The following is a 25,350-nucleotide window of genomic DNA, read 5'->3' on the forward strand; positions in this document are numbered from 1 at the left end:
TCATATGAAATATATTGTTACCGTTACAATGACCTTATTATTATTTAGCTGTATTAGTATCAAGGCAGACGTCACCACAGATACCGTTAAAACATCTGATTCTATAGAACATGCTGAAGCTGGTATTAGATTGGTTATGGCTGAACAAGAAAACGCATGGAACAATCACGATTTGGAAGGTTTTATGCAAGGCTATTGGAAAAGCGATTCGCTTAAATTTCATGGAAGTAACGGATTGACGCTTGGTTGGGATCAAACCTTAGCGAATTATAAAAAAGGGTATCCAACAAAAGCAGAAAGTGGCACACTAAAATTTGTGATTAATGATATTTCCAAAATCGAAGGTGATAACTACTGGGTTATGGGAGAATACCATCTAAAGCGTATTGCTGGCGATGCTAATGGCATATTCATTATTATTTTTAAGAAGATAAATGGAAAATGGAAAATTGTCGCCGACATGTCTTGTTGAAACTCCATAACGACGTGGATAATTTCAATTTAAAAATAAAACGCATCCAAAACACCTATTTATCACCATAGGCACATTGGAAACGCTTTATGACATATTTAATTCAGGTTTTTAAGCCGCGACAATTGCATTTGAAAAATCAACGTGTTCCTTTACAACTCGTACTGGCTCTTCAGATTTAAAATGCTGATATAACTCTTTACAGCCAATACCAACAATAGATAATTGTTTAGATTTTGTTATAGACTCATTGTGTAATTTAGCTAATGCCATTACACCTGCTCTATCTATACTACTTACATGTTCTATATCGAGTAGAATACTATCGCGTTTATCAAAAATGTTAGAAAATTGATCGTTAAAGATTTTTAAATTCAACTTATTTAAATCACCTTTAATTTGAAAACGATTGTTGTAATTTGAAATGTGTAAATCCATAATAAATAATGTTTAAGTGTTCATACTAATTCAAGGCTATTAATCAGTATACTCTGTGCTATTATTTAGAGGGATGACTGCAATATCGCATTTAACTGTCGGTCTTTCAGATATTTTCGATAAAGGGTTAATTTGAATGGTTTACGTGAGATAGACTGTTTGTTTTTTCGACAAACAACACGTTTTAAAACTCATAAATTGTAAGAAAAATAAAACCTGAATCAACTAAGAATCAGGCTTTTGAAGATATGTTCCTATATCCAAAAATTAGTGCAAAGTAATTTAAAAAACAGCATAATTTTTAAGTAAGTAAGATGGTCTTAATGGTTGTTTTAAAAACTACCATTACAAGCTTGTACAAACTTCTATTTACAATGCGATTCCACCTATATAACCGCTGCGCATTCAAAAGCTGCAAATCATTACTTCTACAGCGTCAAAAGGCCATGAATTATTGTAGCTTTCGTATGTCGATCTTATTTGTTACAGCTCAAAATTATATTTTTGCATTATGCAATACAAGTATAAGATCATATTAATGGTAATATTAGCCGCAATCACAATTTATGGATTAGTAACAGGCCAATATTTGTTTATGGTATTTTTAATACCTATAAGTTTCGATTTTTTTAATAAGAAAGATTCTGATTAAGTTTTCTTCACATATTCTGTGATAATTACAATTTGCTGACCATCAACACGACCTTCGATATAGGTTTCATTTTCGTGGTCTAGTCTAATGTTTCTAACCGCTGTACCTTGCTTGGCTACCATACTAGAACCTTTCACCTTTAAATCCTTAATTAAAACTACAGAATCTCCGTGTTCTAAAATCACACCATTCACATCTCTATGAATTAATTTTTCAGCTTCATCTTCACCATCTCCAGACGCTTTAGCCAATTCTAAAGTTTCATCTTCCATGTACATCATTCCTAGTAAATCTTGCGTCCAATCGGCATTAATCCTGTTCAACATTCTCCATGCCATTATTTTTACGGCATCGTGCTCGCTCCACATACTATCATTAAGACACCTCCAATGATTGGCATCAATAGCATCTGAATCATTCATTTGTTCTGCGCACACTTGGCATGCATACAAAACTGTTTTTAATCCGTTTTCTTTAATATCAGATACTCCGTATTCTGACAATTTTTCTTCACTACCACAAAGCTCACATTTAGAGCCACTGCGTTTTTGTAATTCTCTTTCTAATGACATAATAAATTATTGTATTCTGCAAATGTAAAATTAATTCAGACTTTCACGTAGTTTTTTAGGTAAGCCTTTTACTACCATCTCATAAGAATGATCAATTAACTCTAGTATTAATTTTGGTGAGAGGTCGCCATTATGGATATAAACACTATTCCATTGTTGTTTGTGCATGTGGTAACCCGGTTGTATACTGTCGTGCTCCGCTCTGAGTTCTTGCGCATATTCTGGGTCACATTTAAGGTTTATAAAAGCGTCTCCATTTTCCCATCGTTTTAAAGATGTTAAAGCAAACATTTTACCTAAAACCTTAAACACCAACGCATCATCATTAAACGGAAAATGTTCTGTAACCGCGTTTTTATTGAGGCAATAATTTCTATAGTCTTCGATGTTCATAGTATTTCCTGTGAAAGCAGGAATCTTATTAATGTATAATACAGCGAATTTAATTAAAGTAAATAGACGATACTCATTGTGACAGCTTTCAAAAACAGAATACTACTTCAACATCTTTTTATCGTCTCCACCTTCAATTTTCAAGGCCGAATAATCCAAGGTCCAACCAATAGTTTCCACCAAATTTTCAATAAGATGAATCGCTTCTAAAGCTTCTTGCTTCGCCACATTGTACAAGCCACTTTCCGGAACCTTATCTGCAATATGTGCTTTAGCTTTGGTGTGTAACTCTGTTAAATCGGCAGCTTCAAACCTATTAAACATACCATCTCTTTTATCGTAGTAGTTAATATTACTTTCTATAGAGAGAATCTCCGGCTGTGGAAAATGAGCAAAGGTTACTGTTTTTGTTTGCGCATCTGCAGACATTTCAACCTTACTTAAATCAAAACCAATATGTGCTTTAGCATTAATGACGACTAAAGCTTTTTTGCGGCTAGATATTAATTTTAAGAACTTCTCCTTAACATCTTCGTAGTGGTAAATTTCAGCAAAATCACCTTCAACAGTTACAAACTTACAGACCCGTTTTATTTTGTCTAATATTAAAATGGATTGCTCATCAGAAACCTTTTTGGATTTCCACTGTTTATAGATCGTCACTAATCCTAAAGTGACTAAAATACTGATGATAATTATAAAAAATGTTTCCATAGTATATAAATATTTGACACGAGCTTATGTTAAGCGTCACATCTTATTTATTCATAATTTTATATAAAATAGGCTTACTTGGACTTGAGTCATTCTCAAAAGGTGCAATTTGAAGGTTGAGCATATACTTACCATCTTTAATTTTATTAGACACATAAATAAACTCTGTTATTGTAGCGTCTAATCGTAGTTTTCCTTTGGTATTCCAAAATGCATTATGCGCTAACAATTCACCTCCATCTTGCTCTTTATCTACACTTGGCAAGTCTATTAATAAGTGTTTTATGCCTTTTGACTTGAGATAATTTGCTGCTTCCTCGAGTAAATACGTAGGGTTTGTATTTGAATACTGTCTTGTATGCTTTTCTCGTGTATTTGGCATGGTTCTAATGACAATAGCTTCACGCTTTTTATTACCCAAAGCAAATTGTAACTGCTTACGTGAAATCACATAATCATCACCTAATTTTTCTGGCGCTACAGTAACAACCTCAGCTAAGAAGAAAAACTGCTTTAAATGTTGATTTATAGAGTATTCTTTTTCCGTAATATGACCAACTGTTTCCGTATGTGTGCCATGCGAATGTGGATTAAAACTTATAGTATTAAAATTTACAACAGCTCCTTTGGCTACACTAATGGTTTTTCCATCTATAACTTCTGGTGCTATTTTTGGCGGCTCTAAACACCATGCATTAACATTAGTTGATTTTCCTGTAACAGGAATTGAAATATCTAAGGGTTGTAATAAGTTGACCTTTAATTTTCGGGAATTGTATTGAATTGTTGCGATCATTTATGCTGAATTTATTTCAGTAAATTTTATTATTATTCTTTCATTATTTTGATAAGACTATGACAAAAAATGTGTCACATTGAGCGCAGTCGAAATGCTTTTAAAACTTAGATTCCAAATATCTTCGACTGCGCTCAGACTGACACTTTGCATAAAGCCATTTTTTTGGTGTACAAATTTAAACATATATTAAAACGAATTCAGCATAAATAGTTCACTAGAAATACCATCACTTAAAAATTGTCCTTGCTTTGTGACACGTAAATGTCCATCATCAATATACAATAATTGTTGATTTATAAAAACTTTGGATTGCTCAATTAAATAATCTTTAAAAACGGTTCCAAAGTCGTTTTCAACTTTATAAAACGACACTCCCCAAATGGTTCGTAACCCTGTCATTACATATTCGTTATATTGATCTGTTGGTGTTAAGGTTTCTATTTCTATAGGTAACTCGTTTTGTTGAATAGCTTTTATATATTTTGAATTGTTACTCACATTCCAACCGCGTTGCTTGCCATTGAACGAATGTGCCGAAGGTCCAATACCTAAATAGGACTTCCCTTGCCAATAAGCCGAATTATTTCTACTGAAATAACTTTCTTTTCCAAAGTTAGACAACTCATAATGTACAAATCCTGATGCTTCCAATGTTTCTTTCAACAGATGAAATTGTTGGTGTGCTTGCTCGTCATCAACATCCTCAATCACACCTTTTTTTATAAACGATGCTAAAGCTGTTTTTGGCTCAACCGTTAACGCATAGCTCGAAATATGTGGCACATTAAACTCTAATGCCATTTCAATATTCTTTAACCATTGTGTGTTTGAAGCTCCTGGAATGCCATAAATTAAATCTAAAGAAATATTATCGAAGTGGCGCGTCGCCACAGATAAACATTCTATAGCTTCGTTTGCGTTGTGTGCGCGATTCATCAGTTTTAAATCGGCTTCAAAAAAAGATTGAATACCTATAGATAAGCGGTTAATTGGACTTTTAGCGAGTTCTATGATTCTGTCTTTAGATAAATCATCCGGATTGGCTTCGAGCGTAATTTCAGGATGTTCAGAAATTTGATAGTTTTGATAAACGGAGTCAATTAAAACCTGTAATTCCTCATTAGCCAATAAGCTTGGTGTGCCACCTCCAAAATAGATGGTTTCTACACTCGTATTTTTAAACTCATCTTTACGAAGTACTAATTCTCGACACAAGGCATTTACTAATTCATCTTTCTTCTTTAATGAGGTTGAAAAATGAAAGTCGCAATAATGACATGCTTGCTTGCAGAATGGTATGTGGATGTATATGCCGCTCATTTAGTTTTTTCGTTTGGGCTTATTGTAATATCAACTTAGTGGAATAGGAAAAAAATGCTTCATAATAATTAGATTAGTTTCGCTGAACTTAAAGGTTTGTTTGCCTTCGTAGAAATGACAAAGAGGTTACTTTTTAACGCGATCTTCATTCTGTTTCACAAAAGAAGCCCAACCTGAATAACTCTTGCCAACCTCAACGCGACCTTCATTATAAAAATGACAAACAGCAGCAGCTAAACCATCCATTGAATCTAAATTCTTAGGAATAGTTTTAAGTCCTAACATGCTTTGCAACATTTTAGCGACCTGCTCTTTACTAGCATTTCCATTTCCGGTAATTGCCATTTTAATTTTTTTAGGTGCATATTCTGTAATCGGCACTTCGCGAGATAAACCTGCAGCCATGGCAACTCCTTGTGCGCGTCCTAGCTTAAGCATACTCTGTACATTTTTACCAAAGAATGGTGCTTCAATCGCAATTTCATCTGGATGATAGGTATCAATGAGTTCTACCGTGCGTTCAAAAATAAGTTTGAGTTTTAGATAATGATCATCGTACTTTTTTAGTATAAGCTCATTGAGCTGCAAAAATTCCATGTTTTTACCCACAATTTTTATGAGTCCAAAACCCATAATGGTAGTTCCAGGATCTATGCCTAATATAATTTTTTCTTTGCTCATATTTATTACCCAAGTAAATGGATATCTTATTAGTTAATCGCAATACTGACAACCGCTTAACGAAACCGCTAAGCCAAAGGTAAGGTTAAAAACACTGCCATTAAAAGCACCTAAGCCATTTTGTACAGGATCGTAATCATCTAAGGATGTTAATCCGTATATGTAGGCAACATCTGTGTATACTGAAACTTTTTCATTAATGGCATAATGCAACTCTAAACCACCTAATAGGTTAACGAAAGACTGCTTATTATCGCCTAAGGTTCCCAATGGCTTTACAAAAGACATTCCTGGTCCTGCGTGAAGAACCGTTCGAAATCGCCTTGGAAGAAAGCCCATATAGTTAGAAGGATCAAAAACAAACTGAGCATTTATCCGAGAGTAGTTAATTTTAAATTCTGGTGTATCTTCATGGTTTTTAAAACGGTTAAAACCATAATCTAATTTTACACCATATTCTCGTTTTATCATATGCTGAACGCCTAGATTAACGGTTGGAAAATTCATAGCCTTTGCATAAGAGCCTTTCACAAACCCGTCTGTAGTTGCATAATTAACTCCAACCGCAAACAACGCTTTCCATTGTGCTGTATCTTTTAATTGTGCTTGACTACTCCATGTTATTAAAACGATAGCAAAATAGAAAAGGTATTGTTTAAAATAGTATTGCATCTGTTAGTTTTTGATTTTATTTGTAGTATGCGTTACAATGTACCTCACAAAATTAAACAATTCTTCTTTGTACTTATTAAGTTGAGTATTGTTGTTGCTGCATTTTCTTTTATTTATTCTAAAATTATTAAAAACGACCAATTAGAATTCAGCAGTTTTCTGTCTTTTTTGAAAGAAAATGATGTTTTTTCTTTTAAAAACATCATTATTTTAATGATTTTAAGCTTTTTTAACTGGTTTTTTGAAATTTTAAAATGGCGATATTTAGTTAAATATATTACATCCATTTCCTTTACATCTGCATTAGAACAAAGTTTAGCCGGCTTAACAGCATCGTTAATAACACCAAACCGTATCGGTGATTATGGTGCGAAAGCAATTTACTATGCCAAAACATTACGAACAAAAATTGTATTACTGAACCTGTTAGGAAACATGGCGCAAATGACCATAACTACAATTTTGGGTGGCATTGGGCTTTTAATATTTATAAATCGCTATCCTATTGCTGTTAGTTATTATAAGATTGTAATTGTTGGAATCCTAATGTTATTAATTGGGTTATTTGTTTGGCTTGCTAGTAAACAAAACCGTTTTAAAATAAAAGGATTTTCATTTGCTTCAATCATCAATTTTATAACATCTATTCCCTTAAAATCACATGGGTTTAATCTGGTTTTTTCATTAACGCGCTATCTTATATTTTCATTTCAATTGTATTATTTATTACTCATTTTTGGTGTCAATATTAGTTATTATGATGCTATGGTCGTTATAACGAGTATGTATTTATTAGCGTCAATTGTGCCATCCATTTCAATTTTCGATGTAGTAATTAAAGGCAGTGTCGCTGTATTTTTATTCAGTTATCTTGGCGTGAATGAATTTATCATTCTATCCACCACAAGCCTAATGTGGTTGCTCAATTTTGTGATTCCAAGTCTATTTGGAAGTTATTTTGTGCTTAATTTTAAACTTCCAAAACCCGTTGCAAAATGATATCGTTTTTATTCATTTTTATCATAATGGCCTATCTATTTATTATAGGATGGTTGAGTTATGGATTTAATAAGGTTGACGATTTTAAAATGCAAGATTTACCATTAAAGACAACATTTTCTGTGGTTATTCCGTTTCGAAATGAAGCTGAAAATCTACCGAAACTATTAGAGTCCATTTCAAAATTGAATTACCCAAAATCCATGTTTGAAGTTATTTTAGTTGATGATGATTCTGAGGATGATTCGGTTGCTATACTAAATAAATTGATTTCCGATAGACCTTTCGACTGCGCTCAAGGTGACATTCAGGTCATTAAAAATAAGAGAACATCTAATTCCCCAAAAAAAGATGCGATAACATCTGCTATTAGGGTTTCAAAATATGATTGGATTGTAACTACTGATGCCGATTGTATTTTGCCTCAATACTGGCTCGATACTTTTAATGATTGTATTCAGCTAAACCATTCAAATTGCATTGTAGCTCCTGTAACATATCATAGTAAAACGTCGTTTTTAAATCGTTTTCAAACCTTGGATTTTTTGAGTTTACAAGGTGCAACTATTGGTGGCTTTGGTATTAAAAAACCATTCTTATGCAATGGTGCTAATTTTGCCTATCGAAAATCTGAATTTAAATCCGTTAAAGGTTTTGAAGGCAACGATACTATAGCAAGTGGTGACGATGTGTTTCTACTTGAAAAATTTATAAAACTAGACGCTAAAAAAGTACAGTATCTAAAATCTAGACATGCGATTGTCACCACAAATGCTACAAAAACCATGACTGATTTAATTCAGCAACGGTTGCGTTGGGCTTCTAAAACAAGCCAAAACACCTATTGGTTTACAAAGGCCGTTGGATTAATCGTTTTCTTGGGAAATTTTGTGTGTTTAGGATTACTTCCTGCCATGTATTTCAATGGTATAACGCTAAAAACAGCTATAGCTTTATTTGTTATTAAACTTAGTATCGACTTCTTATTGTTATTTAAAACAGTACGCTTTTTTAAGCAGGAAACACTTTTAGTGTCTTACGTCTTTTCGAGTTTTTTATATCCAATTTTTAATGTCTGTATCGCTTTTTTATCATTCTTTACACCTTATAACTGGAAAGGCAGACGTTTTGCTAAGTAAAAGCATTGATTACTTCAACTATAAAAATCTACAAGTTATTGGCCGCCTTGCAGGATAAGCAAAAATTTACAGGATATTAAATCCCTAAATTCCAACCTAATATTAATTTAACAGCATTAGTATTTATGGATCCCTCATAAATTTCAGGAACTCCGCCTGTATCTATAACTCCCAAGTCGTCTCTTAACTCAATGGTTAATTCGTTTTTTTCGTTAAGTGCAATAATAGTTCCTATTCCAACCGAAAGTCCAAAGTCAATTTTTTTCTGTTCCGTTTTACTAATTCTATTGTCATTAGGATAATCTGTATCTAATTTTTGATTAAATAAATAATTGACAAACACGCCTCCATTGACAAAGAATTTAGAGTTTCCAAATTCGTGTTTTAATACAATTGGTATATTGATATATTCATAGAGGTCCTCAAAATTTTCCTTTCCTGTTTCTTCTGCTTGATTATTAAAATAGGTTAATTGCTTTTTTCTAACCTTTCGCTCGTAGTTAACATTTGCTTTTATTGAGAGGTTTTCTTTGAGGTAATATTCTAAGGTAACTCCAAATAAATGTCCGATTTTAAAATTGTTGTTTTTAGCGTAGACATAGCCTCTATTACTCGGATAGTTGAGACCTGCATTAACACCAATTTTAAAATCATTTTGGGCGCTTATCTGAGACGTAAAGACGCATCCCAATGCAAGTAAAAGTAGTTTGATATTCTTCATAACTTAGAGTTGCTTAATTTAATTATTTCTTTTGCTAGCTAGATAGTTTTAATTAATCCTAACAATCACAGGCAGCTCAAAAGCTGTAGTCACTTGTTGGTTTCTTTTAATCGCTGGATATATTTTAGGAATGCCTTTTAAACTCTGACGCAGCAAACTGTCAATTTCAGGAATTTCTTGTATAGTTTCAGGGTGAATTTTAATGGATTCTACTTCTAATTGCCCTGTTTTATCAATTTTTATGTTTAAAGTAATGGTATCATTTACATCATTAGAAACCACTAAGTTTTGCGTTTCTAAATAGTGATTAACATTATTAATTAAGGTATTCTGAAAACAGACTTTTCGTTCTATCTTTTCGGTTAAAGATTCGCAATTAATAAATGTTGGGTATGTATCTACCTCGTTCCAATTAAAGGTTTGCAGTTCTTCCTCAAGAAGTTCTTCAGGATAGACTTTCTTCTTTTCAAAATAATCACAAGAAGTTGCGATAAGTAAGATTAAAAGACAAACAATTCGATTCATTACTAGTATTCTAATAGCGAAAAGTACAATTTTTTATTCAAAAAGAGGGCAGTCCACTTCGCTTTTAGAATTACGAATCCGATTAATGTGTTTATTTCAGTTTTTGTTTCAATTTTTACTCTCCTGCTAAAAATTTTTCTTCCTTCAATTCTTTTAATCTCCCCTGAGCATAACTCACAAATGGGTTCTTTTCGTTTTTCTCAATAAATTGCTCGTACAACTTTATTTTACTATCAACATCTGCGTAATATTCGTCTTTTGTTCGCAGTAAAAAAAACTCAGACATCTTATTTGAAGGATCTTCTTTTAACGATTTTTGAAACGCTTTAATAGCTTGGTCATATTTCTTCTGGCGATTAAAAATGGTTCCTAATTGTTGATATTCGTCTGAAAGGGGAAGATCTTTCATGGTTAAAGCTAGTGTGATATGTTTTTCGGCCTCTTCAAAATTCTCTAAACGTTGATAATAGTTACCAATAACAAAAATAGCATTGGCATCATATGGATTATATTTTAAAGCCTGTTGTCTATGGTAAATAGCAGCTTTGTAATCTGAATTTTGAGCATAACTTAAACTTAATTTTTCATGAATAAACTCAGACTTTTCGCCCAAATCTAAAAGTTTATTAAACCAAACCACAGCATGTGTATAATATTCTTGGTGGTAATAGGTTTGCGCTTTTAGACTTATAAGCTCTACATTATTTTTATAACTTTCTAAACCGCGATCTATATACTTATGAGCTTCCAAAAAATTTCGCTTAATGAGATGATGTTTGGCAATTTTAAAAACCGCTTTTTGATGCGTTTGATCTAAGCCAAACGTATGTAAAAACTTTTGCAAAGACGTTGTATCTTTTTGCTTTTCTAAAACGACACCTAATTCGTAATAGTAATTTGGGTTTAAACTATCTGATGCGATTAAGTTTGAAAACAATTGATTTGCCTTATCGTACTTTTTAGTTCTAGATAAAAGTTTTGCGTATTCATACTGTACCAAAAGATCTTCTGGATTAGCTGTAATCGCTTTTTCGTAATTTACTAAAGCTTCACCGTAATTACCGATTGCCATATAAGCCTTTGCAATCTCATCGTAAACAACATCTAAATTATCTAAAGCCTGATACGTTTCTATAGCTTTTGAAAAATTGCCATTATTATAAAAATCATCGGCCTCTTCTTTTAGATTTTGAGAACATAAATTAATGGTAAAAACAAAACATAAGAGCCACAGGTTTAATTTCATAATTTATATGGTTTTAGTCTACAACTTGAAAAGTAATTGGAATTGAAAATGCCACATCTACAGCTTTCCCTTTTTGTTCACCTGGAATAAACTGAGGCAATAATTTTATGACTCTAACCGCTTCTTCTTCTAATTGAGGATGTGGACCTCTTGCAACTATGTTTTTAGTGTTTCCTTCTTTATCGATTATAAATTGTACAAAAATACGTTTTCTACCTGATGATAAACCCACTGAAGCCGCAATGCTAGTATTATAGTTTTTATTGATTGAACTCAATATTTTATTGTTAGTGCATTGTCTTTGTTCTTTATCATTAGAAACCGATTTACAATCTGGAAGTGTAGGTGCGACTTCTACTCGAGAAAACGGAACAAATTCTAATGGTTTCGCATTATCTTGACGGGATTTTCGTAATGCAGTTGCTAATTGCTTATGCTCTTTAATTATTTGTAAACTATCTTTTTTAGGACTACTAACCTCATCTCCTTTAACTTGAAAAACGATTGGCACAGAAAAAGGCACTACAACAACTTTTCCTTTTTGTTTCCCTGGAATAAATTGAGGTAATGTCGCAATAACACGTTTAGCTTCTTCCTCTAACATTGGGCTTGGCCCTCTGGCAACAATATCCTTAACGGCACCAAGGGTATCAATTTTAAATTGCACAAAAACGCGTTTTCTTCCTGGACTTAGATTATCTCCGACACTTGTATTGAAATTTTTACCAATGTGTTTATTAACAAAATTATTCATACAATTTTTTCGTTCGAAATTAGTTTCTAAGTCTTTACACTCAGGTAGTGTAGGACTTTCTTCTACAACAGAAAATGGAACTTCTACACGTTGCACCTTGTCTTTAAGCACATGAGTTTCTCGGTTTTGAGTATTTGGTGCATCTAGAATCAACGTTGTGGTATTACTAGAAATAACAAGTTTCTTAAAATAATCATTGTTTTCAAGCTGATTTACTAAATCATTAAAACGTTTTGTTTCTGCTTCTGTTTTATTACCAGCGTCTTCTACATATAGTCTTAAAATGCCATCCTGCGTATGAGATTCCCATCGTTCTTTTTCAGCTTTTGTATTTTTAAAGGCTTTAAAATCGTCATAAGTTTCAAACTTATCCATTCTCATTAAACCTAAAGTCGAAACATCTTTCTGAGATAAGGTTCCATCTTCAGATTTTCTTTGAGCAATACCATCAGAAATATATTGTCCATATGCTTTCATTTTTAAGAATTCTGTTCTACTGAGTAGATATTTCATCATACTCTTATCTGCAGGTCCTGCATAATCTGAAATTTCGAAAAACGTTGAACCACTTTTTTCCATGGCAACATATTTATCATAGTACTTTTTTATTAACTCAGCATCTGTTAATTCTTGATTAGCAACTTGCTCTTTTTGCGTTGATTTTTGCTGCGCTCTAACTTCTGTTGATGTATAGATTAACATCCCAAATACCATAGGAATTAACAACGCGTATTTGATGAGATTGAGCTGTTTTGATTTTGATTTTTGTAACATAGCGATTCGTTTTTTGATTAATGATTTATTGAAAAATGTATTGGTAAAAGACACCTGATTAACGTCTAATACCTGATTGAGTAAACTTGTGTAGTAGTCTTTTTTTCCACTTTGTTTTACGGCTTTAGCATCGGCAATATATTCGTGTAACTCCTTAATTCTATTTTGATACAGATACACTAACGGATTGAACCAAAACAAAATTCTGAGCAGTTCAAAAAACAATAAATCTACCGTGTGAAATTCTTTAATATGCACCAACTCGTGCTCATATATCGTAGGTTTTTCTGTTTCTGAAATACGTTCTCCTAAGAATATAGTGTTGAAAAATGAAAACGCAGCACTACTTTTTATTAAATGAACAATAAGCACATTCCCTTTCCAACGTTTTGGATTTTTGTATTTTAACCAAAATAATTTGGTGAGTTTTACAAGAAAAATTAAGGCTGTAAAGACAATGCCTATTACAACAATTTGTTGCCAAATAGGTGTTTGTGGCTGTTCTAAAATAATACCTGCTTGTTCGGCAATTTGTATATCGTAAACCGTTGGTGTTTTGGTTCCGATAAACACCTCTGGCAAGTGAATGACCATATCTCTAGTGGTCATTGTTTTTAACTCTGGAAACTTTAGAAATGGTAATACAAGCGCTAAAATTGAGGTTACAATTAAATACGCTCTATTATAATTAAAGAAGGTTTCTCGTTTTAAAAACAAATCGTAAATCAATAAAAACAAAGCCTGAAATGCGATAATTTGAAGAATAGAATACAACATGATTAGTCCTTTTTATTGATTTCGTTCAGTAAAGTTTCAATGTCCTTAACATCCACATCATTTTTCTGAACGAAGAAAGACACCATACTTTTAAAAGAGCCTTGAAAATAATTATCTACTAATTTATTAATAGATTGATTGCTATAAGATTCTTTAGCAACTATAGGAAAATACACATGGCCTTTTCCCTTTTTTTCATAGTCTACAAAACCTTTAGACTCTAAAATTCTTACGATTGTAGATACCGTATTATATGCAGGCTTTGGTTCTGGCAGTGTTTCAATAATTGCTTTTACATTGGCTTTTTTAAGTTGCCATAAAGCATGCATAATTTCTTCTTCGGCTTTTGTTAATTGTTTCATTTTATCCTGAACTTGTTTCAGAATCTCATTAATATATAATGAAATTCAGTTTTAATACTAATTTGAAATCCCGAAACAAATTCAGGATACGCTGTATGATATTTTCAAATCACACCGCTAATATAACTAAAAATTTAGTTCAAACTAATTTTTTAGTTAATAAAATGTAACAAATGCACTGTTATGACGTCTTATTTATGAATTGAATGTATTTATATGGAACTATTTCTAGTGCTTATTGCACTACTTTTAATGATTTTAGGAATTCTTGGTAGCTTTCTACCAGTTATACCTGGACCTCTAACAAGTTGGGCAGGTCTTTTGGTGCTTCATTTTACAGAAGGTGTAACATTGAGTCAGACGTTTTTAATCATGACGCTTATAATTGCTATTTTTATTTATGTCTTAGATTACATCATTCCAGCCATTGGTACCAAACGTTTTGGTGGTAGTAGAGCCGGAATGATAGGCACAACTCTAGGCTTAATTGTTGGTTTGTTCTCACCTATTCCTTTTGGTATTATTATTGGCCCTTTTGTTGGTGCGCTTATTGGCGAGATGATCTATAAAAATGATTTTAACAAAGCTCTGAAAGCTGCTTTTGGGTCGTTCCTAGGGTTTATTGCTTCAACTTTTTTAAAATTTATTGTCGCTATAATTTACTTAGGCTTTTTTATTGTGAAAATTTCAGAACACAATACCTATTGGTTTTAATAGAAAAAACCTAGCTATATAACATATAACTAGGTTTTTATTCTTGCTATTAATTCAACAAATACTTAATAAGGGATTAATTAACTCTTGTTGACAATTGTAAATATATAAAACACATTTAACTTTTTACTGTGGAAAAACCGTAAACTTACTGTGGTAAAACCGTAGTTTTCATGTTTTATGGTGATTTCAAGCGTTTTATAACATCTTAAAATCGGCAATTTTCTTTATATTTTTTATAAAAATCCTTTTTCTCGCGCTTCTTTTAGTAAAGTTTCGTCATTTCCGTCTTCAACAGAAAACAAATTTTTAAGCTGTTTTTTACGTTTTTCTATGGCACTCGTAGAAATATCAAAATACTCATTTAGACTTTTAGTTTTTATGCCTTGGGATAATAAGTGCAAAATTTTTCGGTTAATATCGTCGACATAAATATCACTCGAAATTGCTTTTTTAGTATAATTACTTACTGTACTGCTATAGTATGGAGGCGATTTTAAAATCTGCTGAAAACCATCAGCTAATTCCATAGATGTTAAATCACTTTTTATAAGAAATCCTTCTGGATCGATTTCCTTTATAATATTATGTATTCTATACGTTTCATTAAACATCGTTAAAATTACAATCTTTGTTCTTGGCATTATACGCTTTGCCAATAACGCTAAATCCTCACCAGAAGCATATTTCCCATCTGCCGAACCTGGTAAGCTAATATCAAAAAAACAAACGTGATACGGGTACTTTTTTGATGCGCGTTCCATCATAGCTACTGCAGTATCGCAGTTATTTGCTGTATCAATGTATAATGTTTGATTCTCTTTTTTAGTCGCCATCAACACATTTTGATAGCCTTCAATAATTATGGGATGGTCATCTACCATTAATATTTTGATGTGGTCCATTTGAATTTAATTTGTGTAGGGAATTTTTACATTAACAGTTGTTCCTGTACCAGGCTTAGACGTAAATAGTATACTGCCTTGGATATCATCTACTCGAGAATGCATGTTTTTTAAACCAATACCTTTTCTACTTTTAGAGGTATCAAAACCAGATCCATCGTCAATAATAGCTAAGCAAATTAAGTTATTTTCTAATGAAATACTAATTTCAATGTGTTTTGCATTGGCATGTTTATATATATTTTGCATCGATTCTTGGATGATTCTAAAGCAATTTATTTTTGTTTTATTAGATATTAAATCCCAGTTAATATCGTCAGTATAATTAAATTTATGCTCTAAACCATAGGCATCACATTGTGTTTCTATTAACTCTCTAATAATGTCAATAAACCCAGAACCTGATACAAAATCAGTATTTAACTCGTGTGATATTTTCCGAATATCTTGTTCTATTGTTTGAAGCTGACTAATGTATTTTGCCCGAGTCATCATCGCCTCTTTTCCTTCTTGAAAATTAATACTATCTAAACTTAAACGTACACCAAAGAGTCCACCCAAAACACCATCGTGCAACTCCTTTGACACTCTTGTTTTTTCTTTTGCTCTAGCTTCATCTACTTTATCTTGTTGACCTAACATTAAATTATAAATGTCCTCATTAGCTTTTTGCTGAACTTGTATAAGCTTCAATTTTCTGTTTTTAGCACGTTGTGCAATGAACAAGTACGTCAATATTGCGGTAAGTAACAGACCAATTGAGAGAATAACTAAGTATAGGTTTTCTTTAGATATTTGTTTGTTTTCTGCCGCAAGCTTATCCGTTTCAAGCTCAATTCTAGCAGATTTATTTCTTACGTTTCGCTCAACGTTAAGTAGACTATCACTAACCCTTATGTATTCATTTAAATACATCTTACCTTTTTCACCTTCATTCAATTCAGACAACAATTTCATTGATTCTAAGTAAATCTCATTAGAATTAAGACGCTTGGCTAAATTGTAAGCATCTATAGCAAACGACTTTGCCTTCGCGCTTTCTCCAATACCTTTATAATATTTAGCCATGCTAATGGTGGCATAGGTTTTAGTTATAGGATCGTCTATACTATCGCTAATGGTATAAGATCTTTCAAAAAGATGTTCTACTGTATTTTTATCGTAGGTTCCTGTTAAATAAGTGGAATATGCTAAGTTCTCTAATATTAAAGCATAAAAAGAAGGGTCTTCGATGCTTAAGTTTTTTCGTTGAGAAATGTCTTTATAAATTTTTACGGCCTCGTCATATAAACCTTGTTCTCCTTTGACATAAGCGATATTATTAAGAGAATAGATTTCGTTATTAAAATCATCGTCCATCGCTTTAGCCACATCTATTGCTTCATAATGATATTCTAAGGATTTGTCATAGTTTTTCAAAGAATTAGCGACGTTTCCAAGAAGATTGTAAAGAATCCATTTTTGGTCTAAAATATCATTAGTTTCATCAACTCCATCTAAGACTTTTAGAGCTCTTACTGCATTTTCTTCAGCTCCAAAATAATCTTTACCATCTAGCTGTAAGCTAGCCAAACTACCCAAACCATAAGAGAGTAAAGTTCTTTCATTTAATTTGTCAAATATCTTTACAGCTTTACTAAAATGAGAATATGCGCTGTCTTGATATTGTGTAGATAGTGAATACGCTAAACCATAATGCGCATGTCCTAATGTTAAAGAATCTTCTAATTTTTCAGATAAAACAATTAGTTTTCTATTAGCTATTTTATAAGCTTCTAAATCTCCTTGCCTTACGTAAAAATCTTTTACATTACTATTAGTTAAAAGGTTAATAGAGTCATTGCCCAACGACTTAGCCAACACATTTGCTTTTTCAGCATATCCAAAACGTTTGGCTTCATTTAAGTTAGTATCCGAAGAATAATTGACTAATTTTTGAATACTGTCTACCAACACCTTATCACTGAGCGACTGTGAAAAACCAAGACTCGATATTAATACCAAGCAGATAGAAGTAAAGCTTTTAAAATTCAATTAATGAAACCGTTGATTAATGAAATCAAATTTAAGTTAAAATATCTTCACTTACCAAGAATATAGAAAATACAAAAAGCCCTTACGTAGTGTAAGGGCTTAAAATTAAAACTAAATTTATATCATTAACCTTTTGTAATGATTTTAAGTTTTGCTTTTCTATGTGCTAAAAGGTCGATATTAGTTGGTTTTTGAACAGATGTATTGTCTTCATCATTTACAGAAACACGATCTGATTGTACACCAGATACAGTTAATAACATAACAGCTAGTAAAGCAAAAGTAATTTTTAGGGTTTTCATATGTATTATTTTAGGGTTAAAAATTTACTATTATCAAAATCGGTAACGCTATAGCGATACACTGAGGGAAGGGAATGGATAATTAAAAATTTTTAGGCGAGGCCTAAAACGATACTAAAATTAAAACGAGGGACGTTTCTAGACATATAAATGTCTAATAGTAATGGATTAAAATTGTCCTTAATAAGTGATTTGAGAGCTTAAAAAGGACTACAAATATAAACATATTTCTATATTATCCAAATTTAACATCGATTAAGCGCTAATATTACACGACCAACTACATGTTTTTTGTTAATAACCTGTTGAAAACTCAGGCATACAGCCGAGTCTAAATGTTTGCCACACGAGTAAAACCCAGCGTTTTAAGTTGCCATTAACTTGATTAAACAGCATAAAAAAAAGGGCAACAATTTCTTATCGCACCTTTTTTTTGTTGGTTAATAGCGTTTATAAGACACAATAGTTTTAATAAAGTCACATGTGATAAATACTACATTTTGCATAAAAACAAAAAAGCATCCCAATCTTCTTATTCAGAAAGAAAGGAAAGCTTCTCATTGGAATACCAAATTACTTTGGTAAACTACTTCTCAGATTTCTCTGAGAACAACACAACGTCGTTAAATTGCTTAAAAAAAGCCTCAATTTCTTGAAGCTTCTTTTTTGCAATTTTAGCGGTCTGGACGGGACTCGAACCCGCGACCTTCGCCGTGACAGGGCGACATTCTAACCAGCTGAACTACCAGACCGTTGCTTAATTGCGAGTGCAAATATACACTGGATTTTTAATTTGACAAACAAAAAACTAAAAAAAAAAGATATTATTCTAAATAAATTTTTGTCGCTCTATCATATATGTGGTGAGAATGCTGCTGAATCCAGCATTAATATCAGCCTCAACGTACTTAATTCTGTATTGACCACATTTAATTTTTAAGTCCGCAAAGTACTCTTTTACAGCTTTTTCGTAATTTTCCTTAATGTTATCTGCGTACAAATTAATGTGGTCTCCAGTTTCAACATCGATAAAACGCTTTGGTCTATTGTCAAAATCAAAAGCTTGTTCTTTTTCTTTATCAAACACATGAAATAAGACCACTTCATGCTTATTATGCTTTAAATGTCGTAAGGCTTCAAACAGTTTTTCATCATCTTCCGATGTTTGAAACATATCTGTGAAGACAAAAATCAATGATCTCCGATGAATTTTCTCTGCAATCTGATGCAAATACCTATATGTTTCTGTCGCTTTAGTTTCTGGTTTAGACACCACAGCCTCACTCAATTTATGCAATAACATTTGATGATGACGCTCACTACCCTTTTCAGGTGAATAAAAATCGTAATTATCGCTATAAATACTCAAACCAACAGCATCGCGTTGCTTTTTAAGAATATGCATCAACGAGGCACTCGCCAAAGCCGAAAATGCCACTTTATTCAAATTATCAATAGATGTACCAGCGGTTTCTGGATAATGCATAGAACTACTATTGTCTAAAATAATATGACAACGTAAATTGGTTTCCTCATCATAGCGCTTCGTATATAAACGATCTGTTTTGGCATATAATTTCCAATCAATATGCTTGGTACTTTCTCCAGGATTATAAATTTTGTGTTCAGCAAATTCAGCCGAAAACCCATGAAAAGGACTCTTATGCATGCCAGCAATAAAGCCTTCCACGACTTGTTTTGCTAACAATTCAAGGTTTTTAAATCCACCTGCTTTATTTAATTCGTGTTGTAAATCCATAAAAAGCCCATCCTAACCTTCCCAAAGGGAAGACACTTTATACTTTGTACTAATTACCTAATACTCTTTTACTTCTTTGTCCAAACTAAAAAAGGTTCACCATTTTGGCAAACCTTTTATCATTTCTTTTAGAAACTTATTTCAAATCGTGATTATAAAAGTCCGTCGATAGCGTCTGAGTATGCTTTTTTAGGTGCTACTCCAACTTGGCGACCAACAACTTCTCCACCTTGAAAAACCAAAACAGTAGGTATGTTTCTAACACCATATTTAGCAGCAAATTCTTGATTCGCATCAACATCTACTTTACCAACTATAGCTTTACCTTCGTATTCTGTACTGATTTCGTCAATGATTGGTCCAACCATACGACAAGGTCCACACCAAGCAGCCCAAAAATCAACTACTACTGGCTTATCACTCTTTAATACTGTTTCTTCAAAATTTGCATCTGTTATTTCTAATGCCATAATATTTATTTTTTTAATGTATTGTACTTCACTTTTCTTCTAACATAATTCCGTTAGAATTACAAAATTAGTCAAAATAATTGGCAAACCTTACAAAGCCTGTATATGTTTTGGTTATAGCTTTATAGAGGACTTATATGTATTGGTTTTGGGGCGCAACCCAAAGGGTCAGGCTGTCCGTTATATCTTTTTTGCTTTTAATGGCAAAAAAGGATGCCACTTCCATCCTTTGCGCAAATTCAGGATAAAGACAAGCCTTTTCCTTTAATACGAACATTAAGTACGTCTCGCATAAAGTCCTTTACTCTAAACCAGTCTTAGACAAAAATTCTAAAATGAGTTTTGCAATGTCTTTAGTCTTTTCTTCTGCCGCAAAATGCCCAGCATTCAATAAGTGTAATTCCGCATCAGGTAAATCTCTTAAATAAGCCTTTGCTCCATCAGCAGTAAACTTTAAATCCTTTTTGCCCCAAACAATTAAGGTTTTAGGTTGATTTTCTCTCAACATCTTTTGCCATTTTGGATAACGTATTAAATTGGTATTATAATCCTGAAACAGTTGTACCTGAATTGCCCTGTCTTTCTCAGAGCTTAGAAATGCTAGATCATGCGTCCATGCATCCGGACTTTGTATATTGATATTTGAACTGTCTAAATCAAATAAGTATTGTTTGTTAATTATCGCGTCTTTACCTGTAAGACTGTATAAGAAATCGTACTTAGCTTGTGAGGTATCGGTTTGTGCCGTTCTAAAAAAATCTTGCCGTTTAGGCGTTAAACCATCTAAATACGCATTCGCATTCTGAACAATTAAAGCCTCAATCCGTTTGGGATTTTTCATCATCATTCGGTAACCCACGGGAGCACCAAAATCTTGCATATACATGACATAATTCTTAATTTCAAGTGTATTGATTAGCTTCTCTGTATAATCCGCTAATAAATCAAACGTATACGTCGTATTACTTGGATTTAAATGCGTGCTATAACCCGAACCTAAATTATCTGGTGCAATCACATGATAATACATTGCCAACATAGGAATAAGATGCCTATACGAATGTGAAGACGATGGATAGCCATGAAGTAATACAATTGTTGGTTTGCTTTTATCGCCTGCTTCTCTATAAAACAGTTTTACACTATCAATTTCCACATAATTATATGTCGTCGTTGGCGGTAAAAAGAATTGTTTTTTGGTGTCTTCTGAAGTATTTTGACAACCAAATAAAGACGCTATAATAATCAATGTTAGTGCAAATTGTTTCATACTTTATATCTATTTATTCAGGTTTCTCATGAATACTCTCATATTTTCAATAATAGCATCCCCTTCTTCTTCCAATGCAAAATGGCCTGTGTCGTAAATATTATAATCAATGTCTTTTACATCTTTTTTAAACGCTTCGGATCCACTTTCAGGAAAAAACGCATCATTTTTACCCCAAACTATTAATAATGGAGGTTGGTGATCTCTTAAATATTGCTGCCATTTTGGGTATAATTTTACGTTATTCTGATAATCGTAAAACAAATCTAAATTTACAGCATGTGCGTTAGGTCTAGAGAGCCTTAAATAATCTAAATTGTAAGTATCCGGATCTACAGTTTCAGTATCTCTAACTCCATGAGTGTATTGCCATTTTAAACCTTCTAAAGAAAATGCAGGCAATAGCGCCGCTTCCGTTTCTTTAGTTCTATGTTTCCAAAGTGCTTTTATGCCAGCCCAAGCCTCACCTAAACCTTCTTCATAAGCATTACCGTTTTGGTTAATGATGGCTGTAATTCGTTCAGGATGCGCAGTAGCTAAACGAAATCCAATAGGAGCGCCATAATCTTGAATCATTATAGCATAAGAATTAATATTTTTTTGCTCTAAAAAGGACTCCATCGTAGTCGCAATATTATCAAATGTGTAAGTAAACGTGTCCACGTCTGGAAAATCACTGTTCCCAAAACCAGGATAATCAGGAGCAATTAAATGAAACTCGTTAGATAATTGTGCTAACACTTTTCTATATTGATACGATGATGCAGGAAAACCATGAAGTAAAACGATAGTCGGATTTTTAGGATCACCAGCTTCTCTATAGGCAATGTTAATTCCATTAACCTCTAATGTTTTATATTTTAATGTTGATTTTTCACTTGTTACCTTAGATGTTCTTGCTTTAGAAACACGATATGTTTCTGATGTTACCTCCTCTTTACAAGAAAAAAACAATAAAACAATACTTAAGATTAGGACTAAATTTTTCATAGTTTGAATTCAAATTTAAATCTCAAAATAATTTTGAGACTTATAAAACAGAAAAGCCATAACCGAAATGAGTTACGATTATGGCTTCATAATTATTTTTAGGTTTTTAATTTCTACCAGCCATAACACCTCCATCGGTATCCCAAATGGCACCTGTTACCCAAGCAGCCTTGTCTGACAATAAAAAGATAATACTATTGGCAACATCTTCCGACTCACCAAAACGACCTATTGGATGAAAACCATTAAAACCAACTAAGGCTTCTTTGGCTGCTGCTTCACCTCCAAAAACACCATGATAAACAGGCGTATTGACTAAGGCAGGAGACACGGCGTTCACACGAATATTATCTTCTGCTAATTCCATTGCTAAATGTTGTGTTAGCGAATGTAAACCTGCTTTCTGCATAGAATAGGCTGTAGAAGGTGTTGCTTTTACAGCTTGTTTTGCCCACATAGAACCGACGTTTACGATAGAACCACCTTGAGTCGCTTTCATTTTTTTAGCAGCACTTTGTGTGATAAAAAAGAAGCCTCTGTTTAAATCTAAATACGAATTGTAGTCTTCCATCGTATGATCTAAAAAAGGTTTAGGACCAAAAATCCCTGAAGCGTTTACCAAATAGTCTAAGTTATCTAAGTCTTCAATTTTAGCGATTAAAGCATCCACGTCTGTTGTACTAGAGATGTTTGCTGTGTGTTTCACTAAGTTTGGTGCGTCTGCAATTTTATCCGTATTTCTACCTACAATATGTACGGTTGCTCCACCTTCTAATAAGGCGTTTGTAGTGGCATTACCTATGCCACTTGTTCCTCCAATGACTAAGGCTACTTTGTTTTCAAATTCTTTCATTTTATTTTTTTATTTAAGTATTAAAATTAGACAGACAAGTCTGTCTTTGTTTGTTCAAATTTTTTTAGGCTATTATTTTTTCACATAAATTTTTAGACTCCATAATAGGCCAATCCTCTTGATGCAAGTGACTTTCTCCTACGGCACTTTCGTAGAGTAAATAAATCTGTCTTGCGAGTGAATTTACTTGCGCACTTTTCACTTGTTCTAAATTATTAGCAATCAATTTTGCTATGATGGCAATAAAATCATTTTTTTGTGATTGAATCTCATTCCGGATCATCTCATTATCTTTTGGAATTTCCGAAACGGTTTTAATACACCAACAGCCATTAAAATCTTTATCTTGATAAAACAGTTGAAGGAAATCGAATATCGCTAAAATCTGATCTTTCCCTTTTGGCTTAGACGTTGTAAACGTTTCAAAATCCCCTAAAAAATTGATGTTCTTGTACTGAAGATACGCCAGACAAATCTCTTCTTTAGATTTAAAATGATTATATAATGTTGCCTTAGCAATTCCTGCTTCGGCAATAATTTGATTGATACCTGTAGAATTATACCCATTCTTATAAAATAAAAATGAGGCCGTTTCTGTAATTCTATGTTTTACTTCGGCATGTTTCATGATGCAAATATATAAACTATTTTTTAAAAACAGACAAGTCTGTCTATTTTTTTTTATTTTAAAGACTTAGACATCTATTTAATACCTGAAAATCAAGTCCTTTAGCCCTAGAATAAATTCAATGATAAGTAGTGAGACATCAGAGTTTAGATTTAATCCTACTCAAAGTTTCTTGTGAAATATTAATATAAGATGCTACTATTTTGTTAGGTAACCGTTTAACAATATTAGGATTAACCTTAAATAACTGCTTATAGCGCTCTGAAGCATCTAGCGTGGTAAATGATAATAGTCTTTTTGAATTATTTACATAGGCTTTTTCCAAATAGACACTATAAAAATCTTTCCATTTAGGTACGATGGTCATCAGATGTCTAAAGTCATCGTGGGAAATGTATAAAAGTTCACTGTTTTCGATAACCTGAATCGTTTCTTGCGCAGGTTCGTTTGTTATAAAACTAACCAATTCGGTTGCAAATTGATTTTCGAATGCAATATACCGTGTGATATCTTTACCATGCTCATCAATATAATACAACCTTAGACAGCCTTTTTTAACAAAATAACTTACCTGACTATTTTTGCCATGAGCTAGTAAAATGTCTTTTTTATTCTTCTTAATGGTTTTAAAATAAGACAGCACAATTTTTAAATCGGCATCCTTAATATCTATATTCTTTTTTATAAAATTAGTAAGTTCAATATCGTTTTTCATTTAGTTGTAATCTCTCACAAATTTACGATAATGAACAATATCCTGAATTGATAGAACCATCAAGTTATGTGTAAATGCAAAGTCGGTAATAGTATCCATTTTTGCCATTGTACCGTCGTCGTTCATTAATTCACACAGTACGGCCTCTGGTTTTAACCCGGCTAATTTCATTAAATCTACACTGCCTTCTGTATGTCCATTTCTTTCAAGAACCCCATTATTATTCGCTCTTAACGGAAAGATATGACCAGGTTTTGCCAAATCCCTACTTGTAGCACCCTCATGAGAAGCTACTTTGATTGTTTGCAATCTATCTTTAGCCGAAACTCCTGTTGTAACCCCTTCCTTAGCCTCGATTGAGATGGTAAAAGGCGTTTGAAAACTACTGGTATTTTCTTTTACCATATAAGGTAACTTAAGCGCATCTGCTTTTTCATTGGTTAAGCACAGACATACAATACCACTGCATTTACGAATCATAAGGGCCATTTGTTCGTTTGTCATGTGGTGCGCTGAGAATATTAAATCACCTTCGTTTTCTCTGTTTTCATCATCCATTAAGATAATGCCATTGCCATTTCTGAGGTGTTCGATAGCTTTTTCTATGCGTTCTTGAGCGTTGTTACCAAAAATTTTTAATCTATCTAATTCTGTAAGTACCATTATTTAATTCTGATTAAGTTGGGCACAAAACTAGTGT

Annotated in this window: 28 protein-coding genes and 1 tRNA gene; 4 read left to right on the plus strand and 25 right to left on the minus strand. The window is 32.7% G+C overall.

Annotated features, from left to right (window positions below; translation table 11 throughout):
* Nucleotides 1-4 precede the first annotated feature (4 nt).
* Complete coding sequence (locus ITJ86_RS02585; protein WP_195870034.1) at nucleotides 5-472, plus strand: YybH family protein; 468 nt, start codon at nucleotides 5-7, stop codon at nucleotides 470-472.
* A 111-nt stretch (nucleotides 473-583) separates the two neighbouring features.
* Here the strand turns inward: ITJ86_RS02585 and ITJ86_RS02590 are convergent, their stop codons facing one another.
* The 8 genes from ITJ86_RS02590 to ITJ86_RS02625 form a co-directional block, all read right to left on the minus strand.
* Nucleotides 584-910, minus strand: a complete 327-nt coding sequence (locus ITJ86_RS02590) for an STAS domain-containing protein (RefSeq protein WP_195870035.1) — start codon at nucleotides 908-910, stop codon at nucleotides 584-586.
* Between the two features lie 648 nt (nucleotides 911-1,558).
* Entirely contained in the window at nucleotides 1,559-2,134 is a 576-nt protein-coding gene (locus ITJ86_RS02595) for a PhnA domain-containing protein (RefSeq protein ID WP_195870036.1), read from the minus strand.
* A gap of 30 nt (nucleotides 2,135-2,164) precedes the next feature.
* A complete protein-coding gene (locus ITJ86_RS02600) occupies nucleotides 2,165-2,527 on the minus strand; it encodes an MmcQ/YjbR family DNA-binding protein (RefSeq protein ID WP_195870037.1) in 363 nt (120 codons plus the stop codon).
* Nucleotides 2,528-2,629: 102 nt separating this feature from the next.
* Entirely contained in the window at nucleotides 2,630-3,241 is a 612-nt protein-coding gene (locus ITJ86_RS02605) for a DUF4230 domain-containing protein (protein ID WP_195870038.1), read from the minus strand.
* Nucleotides 3,242-3,284: 43 nt separating this feature from the next.
* Entirely contained in the window at nucleotides 3,285-4,037 is a 753-nt protein-coding gene (locus tag ITJ86_RS02610) for a cyclase family protein (RefSeq protein WP_195870039.1), read from the minus strand.
* Nucleotides 4,038-4,226: 189 nt separating this feature from the next.
* Nucleotides 4,227-5,360 carry a radical SAM family heme chaperone HemW gene (gene hemW / locus ITJ86_RS02615; RefSeq protein ID WP_195870040.1) on the minus strand — a complete coding sequence of 378 codons (1,134 nt, stop codon included), beginning with the start codon at nucleotides 5,358-5,360 and terminating at the stop codon, nucleotides 4,227-4,229.
* A gap of 126 nt (nucleotides 5,361-5,486) precedes the next feature.
* A complete protein-coding gene (gene ruvC / locus ITJ86_RS02620; protein WP_195870041.1) occupies nucleotides 5,487-6,041 on the minus strand; it encodes a crossover junction endodeoxyribonuclease RuvC in 555 nt (184 codons plus the stop codon).
* 33 nt (nucleotides 6,042-6,074) lie between these two features.
* Entirely contained in the window at nucleotides 6,075-6,713 is a 639-nt protein-coding gene (locus ITJ86_RS02625; protein WP_195870042.1) for an outer membrane beta-barrel protein, read from the minus strand.
* Here ITJ86_RS02625 and ITJ86_RS02630 point away from each other — a divergent pair.
* Both ITJ86_RS02630 and ITJ86_RS02635 read left to right on the plus strand, forming a co-directional pair.
* Complete coding sequence (locus tag ITJ86_RS02630; protein ID WP_230080192.1) at nucleotides 6,693-7,712, plus strand: lysylphosphatidylglycerol synthase domain-containing protein; 1,020 nt, start codon at nucleotides 6,693-6,695, stop codon at nucleotides 7,710-7,712. The genes ITJ86_RS02625 and ITJ86_RS02630 overlap by 21 nt on opposite strands.
* Entirely contained in the window at nucleotides 7,709-8,851 is a 1,143-nt protein-coding gene (locus tag ITJ86_RS02635) for a glycosyltransferase (protein ID WP_195870043.1), read from the plus strand. Before ITJ86_RS02630 ends, ITJ86_RS02635 begins: the two co-directional genes overlap by 4 nt.
* A gap of 76 nt (nucleotides 8,852-8,927) precedes the next feature.
* Here ITJ86_RS02635 and ITJ86_RS02640 read toward each other — a convergent pair whose 3' ends face one another.
* From ITJ86_RS02640 to ITJ86_RS02660, 5 genes are all read right to left on the minus strand, one after another.
* Nucleotides 8,928-9,572 (minus strand): porin family protein, encoded by a 645-nt coding sequence (locus tag ITJ86_RS02640; RefSeq protein ID WP_195870044.1) that lies wholly within the window; start codon nucleotides 9,570-9,572, stop codon nucleotides 8,928-8,930.
* A gap of 48 nt (nucleotides 9,573-9,620) precedes the next feature.
* Nucleotides 9,621-10,097, minus strand: a complete 477-nt coding sequence (locus ITJ86_RS02645) for a hypothetical protein (protein WP_195870045.1) — start codon at nucleotides 10,095-10,097, stop codon at nucleotides 9,621-9,623.
* Between the two features lie 115 nt (nucleotides 10,098-10,212).
* The gene (locus ITJ86_RS02650; RefSeq protein ID WP_195870046.1) at nucleotides 10,213-11,343 is read right to left on the minus strand and encodes a tetratricopeptide repeat protein; all 1,131 of its coding nucleotides are present in this window, start codon (nucleotides 11,341-11,343) and stop codon (nucleotides 10,213-10,215) included.
* Between the two features lie 13 nt (nucleotides 11,344-11,356).
* Nucleotides 11,357-13,648: a M56 family metallopeptidase gene (locus ITJ86_RS02655; RefSeq protein WP_195870047.1), complete on the minus strand. Its 2,292-nt coding sequence runs from the start codon at nucleotides 13,646-13,648 to the stop codon at nucleotides 11,357-11,359.
* Nucleotides 13,649-13,650: 2 nt separating this feature from the next.
* Complete coding sequence (locus ITJ86_RS02660) at nucleotides 13,651-14,010, minus strand: BlaI/MecI/CopY family transcriptional regulator (protein WP_195870048.1); 360 nt, start codon at nucleotides 14,008-14,010, stop codon at nucleotides 13,651-13,653.
* A gap of 216 nt (nucleotides 14,011-14,226) precedes the next feature.
* On the opposite strand from ITJ86_RS02660, the gene ITJ86_RS02665 reads away from it, so the two are divergent.
* On the plus strand, nucleotides 14,227-14,724 hold the full coding sequence (locus ITJ86_RS02665; protein WP_195870049.1) for a DUF456 domain-containing protein: 498 nt from the start codon (nucleotides 14,227-14,229) through the stop codon (nucleotides 14,722-14,724).
* A 236-nt stretch (nucleotides 14,725-14,960) separates the two neighbouring features.
* Here ITJ86_RS02665 and ITJ86_RS02670 read toward each other — a convergent pair whose 3' ends face one another.
* The 12 genes from ITJ86_RS02670 to ribB form a co-directional block, all read right to left on the minus strand.
* Nucleotides 14,961-15,629 (minus strand): response regulator, encoded by a 669-nt coding sequence (locus ITJ86_RS02670; RefSeq protein ID WP_195870050.1) that lies wholly within the window; start codon nucleotides 15,627-15,629, stop codon nucleotides 14,961-14,963.
* A 6-nt stretch (nucleotides 15,630-15,635) separates the two neighbouring features.
* A complete protein-coding gene (locus ITJ86_RS02675; protein WP_195870051.1) occupies nucleotides 15,636-17,633 on the minus strand; it encodes an ATP-binding protein in 1,998 nt (665 codons plus the stop codon).
* A 155-nt stretch (nucleotides 17,634-17,788) separates the two neighbouring features.
* A complete protein-coding gene (locus tag ITJ86_RS02680; RefSeq protein WP_195870052.1) occupies nucleotides 17,789-17,965 on the minus strand; it encodes a hypothetical protein in 177 nt (58 codons plus the stop codon).
* A gap of 678 nt (nucleotides 17,966-18,643) precedes the next feature.
* A tRNA-Asp gene (locus tag ITJ86_RS02685) sits at nucleotides 18,644-18,717 on the minus strand.
* A 77-nt stretch (nucleotides 18,718-18,794) separates the two neighbouring features.
* On the minus strand, nucleotides 18,795-19,724 hold the full coding sequence (locus ITJ86_RS02690) for a DUF58 domain-containing protein (protein ID WP_195870053.1): 930 nt from the start codon (nucleotides 19,722-19,724) through the stop codon (nucleotides 18,795-18,797).
* Between the two features lie 152 nt (nucleotides 19,725-19,876).
* On the minus strand, nucleotides 19,877-20,194 hold the full coding sequence (gene trxA, locus ITJ86_RS02695; protein ID WP_195870054.1) for a thioredoxin: 318 nt from the start codon (nucleotides 20,192-20,194) through the stop codon (nucleotides 19,877-19,879).
* Between the two features lie 301 nt (nucleotides 20,195-20,495).
* Nucleotides 20,496-21,464, minus strand: coding sequence for an alpha/beta fold hydrolase (locus ITJ86_RS02700; RefSeq protein ID WP_195870055.1), 969 nt, complete (start codon nucleotides 21,462-21,464; stop codon nucleotides 20,496-20,498).
* Nucleotides 21,465-21,473: 9 nt separating this feature from the next.
* Nucleotides 21,474-22,454, minus strand: a complete 981-nt coding sequence (locus ITJ86_RS02705; RefSeq protein ID WP_195870056.1) for an alpha/beta fold hydrolase — start codon at nucleotides 22,452-22,454, stop codon at nucleotides 21,474-21,476.
* Between the two features lie 106 nt (nucleotides 22,455-22,560).
* Nucleotides 22,561-23,307, minus strand: coding sequence for an SDR family NAD(P)-dependent oxidoreductase (locus tag ITJ86_RS02710; protein WP_195870057.1), 747 nt, complete (start codon nucleotides 23,305-23,307; stop codon nucleotides 22,561-22,563).
* A 64-nt stretch (nucleotides 23,308-23,371) separates the two neighbouring features.
* Nucleotides 23,372-23,935: a TetR/AcrR family transcriptional regulator gene (locus tag ITJ86_RS02715; RefSeq protein ID WP_195870058.1), complete on the minus strand. Its 564-nt coding sequence runs from the start codon at nucleotides 23,933-23,935 to the stop codon at nucleotides 23,372-23,374.
* Nucleotides 23,936-24,074: 139 nt separating this feature from the next.
* Complete coding sequence (locus tag ITJ86_RS02720; RefSeq protein WP_195870059.1) at nucleotides 24,075-24,650, minus strand: Crp/Fnr family transcriptional regulator; 576 nt, start codon at nucleotides 24,648-24,650, stop codon at nucleotides 24,075-24,077.
* Nucleotides 24,651-25,313 (minus strand): 3,4-dihydroxy-2-butanone-4-phosphate synthase, encoded by a 663-nt coding sequence (ribB, locus tag ITJ86_RS02725; RefSeq protein WP_195870060.1) that lies wholly within the window; start codon nucleotides 25,311-25,313, stop codon nucleotides 24,651-24,653.
* Nucleotides 25,314-25,350 lie beyond the last annotated feature (37 nt).

The sequence above is a fragment of the Winogradskyella marina genome (assembly GCF_015645385.1).
In the GTDB taxonomy this organism is placed as follows: domain Bacteria; phylum Bacteroidota; class Bacteroidia; order Flavobacteriales; family Flavobacteriaceae; genus Winogradskyella; species Winogradskyella marina.

Coding starts and splice junctions, on each gene's coding strand:
- ITJ86_RS02640 (WP_195870044.1), bottom strand. CDS start 9,572: ATGAAGAATATCAAACTACTTTTACTTGCATTGGGATGCGTCTTTACG.
- ITJ86_RS02715 (WP_195870058.1), bottom strand. CDS start 23,935: ATGAAACATGCCGAAGTAAAACATAGAATTACAGAAACGGCCTCATTT.
- ITJ86_RS02635 (WP_195870043.1), top strand. CDS start 7,709: ATGATATCGTTTTTATTCATTTTTATCATAATGGCCTATCTATTTATT.
- ruvC (WP_195870041.1), bottom strand. CDS start 6,041: ATGAGCAAAGAAAAAATTATATTAGGCATAGATCCTGGAACTACCATT.
- ITJ86_RS02720 (WP_195870059.1), bottom strand. CDS start 24,650: ATGAAAAACGATATTGAACTTACTAATTTTATAAAAAAGAATATAGAT.
- ITJ86_RS02655 (WP_195870047.1), bottom strand. CDS start 13,648: ATGTTGTATTCTATTCTTCAAATTATCGCATTTCAGGCTTTGTTTTTA.
- ITJ86_RS02595 (WP_195870036.1), bottom strand. CDS start 2,134: ATGTCATTAGAAAGAGAATTACAAAAACGCAGTGGCTCTAAATGTGAG.
- ITJ86_RS02680 (WP_195870052.1), bottom strand. CDS start 17,965: ATGAAAACCCTAAAAATTACTTTTGCTTTACTAGCTGTTATGTTATTA.
- ITJ86_RS02625 (WP_195870042.1), bottom strand. CDS start 6,713: ATGCAATACTATTTTAAACAATACCTTTTCTATTTTGCTATCGTTTTA.
- ITJ86_RS02710 (WP_195870057.1), bottom strand. CDS start 23,307: ATGAAAGAATTTGAAAACAAAGTAGCCTTAGTCATTGGAGGAACAAGT.
- ribB (WP_195870060.1), bottom strand. CDS start 25,313: ATGGTACTTACAGAATTAGATAGATTAAAAATTTTTGGTAACAACGCT.
- ITJ86_RS02650 (WP_195870046.1), bottom strand. CDS start 11,343: ATGAAATTAAACCTGTGGCTCTTATGTTTTGTTTTTACCATTAATTTA.
- ITJ86_RS02700 (WP_195870055.1), bottom strand. CDS start 21,464: ATGAAACAATTTGCACTAACATTGATTATTATAGCGTCTTTATTTGGT.
- ITJ86_RS02705 (WP_195870056.1), bottom strand. CDS start 22,454: ATGAAAAATTTAGTCCTAATCTTAAGTATTGTTTTATTGTTTTTTTCT.
- hemW (WP_195870040.1), bottom strand. CDS start 5,360: ATGAGCGGCATATACATCCACATACCATTCTGCAAGCAAGCATGTCAT.
- ITJ86_RS02660 (WP_195870048.1), bottom strand. CDS start 14,010: ATGAAACAATTAACAAAAGCCGAAGAAGAAATTATGCATGCTTTATGG.
- ITJ86_RS02600 (WP_195870037.1), bottom strand. CDS start 2,527: ATGAACATCGAAGACTATAGAAATTATTGCCTCAATAAAAACGCGGTT.
- ITJ86_RS02605 (WP_195870038.1), bottom strand. CDS start 3,241: ATGGAAACATTTTTTATAATTATCATCAGTATTTTAGTCACTTTAGGA.
- ITJ86_RS02670 (WP_195870050.1), bottom strand. CDS start 15,629: ATGGACCACATCAAAATATTAATGGTAGATGACCATCCCATAATTATT.
- ITJ86_RS02610 (WP_195870039.1), bottom strand. CDS start 4,037: ATGATCGCAACAATTCAATACAATTCCCGAAAATTAAAGGTCAACTTA.
- ITJ86_RS02590 (WP_195870035.1), bottom strand. CDS start 910: ATGGATTTACACATTTCAAATTACAACAATCGTTTTCAAATTAAAGGT.
- ITJ86_RS02645 (WP_195870045.1), bottom strand. CDS start 10,097: ATGAATCGAATTGTTTGTCTTTTAATCTTACTTATCGCAACTTCTTGT.
- ITJ86_RS02585 (WP_195870034.1), top strand. CDS start 5: ATGAAATATATTGTTACCGTTACAATGACCTTATTATTATTTAGCTGT.
- ITJ86_RS02690 (WP_195870053.1), bottom strand. CDS start 19,724: ATGGATTTACAACACGAATTAAATAAAGCAGGTGGATTTAAAAACCTT.
- ITJ86_RS02665 (WP_195870049.1), top strand. CDS start 14,227: ATGGAACTATTTCTAGTGCTTATTGCACTACTTTTAATGATTTTAGGA.
- trxA (WP_195870054.1), bottom strand. CDS start 20,194: ATGGCATTAGAAATAACAGATGCAAATTTTGAAGAAACAGTATTAAAG.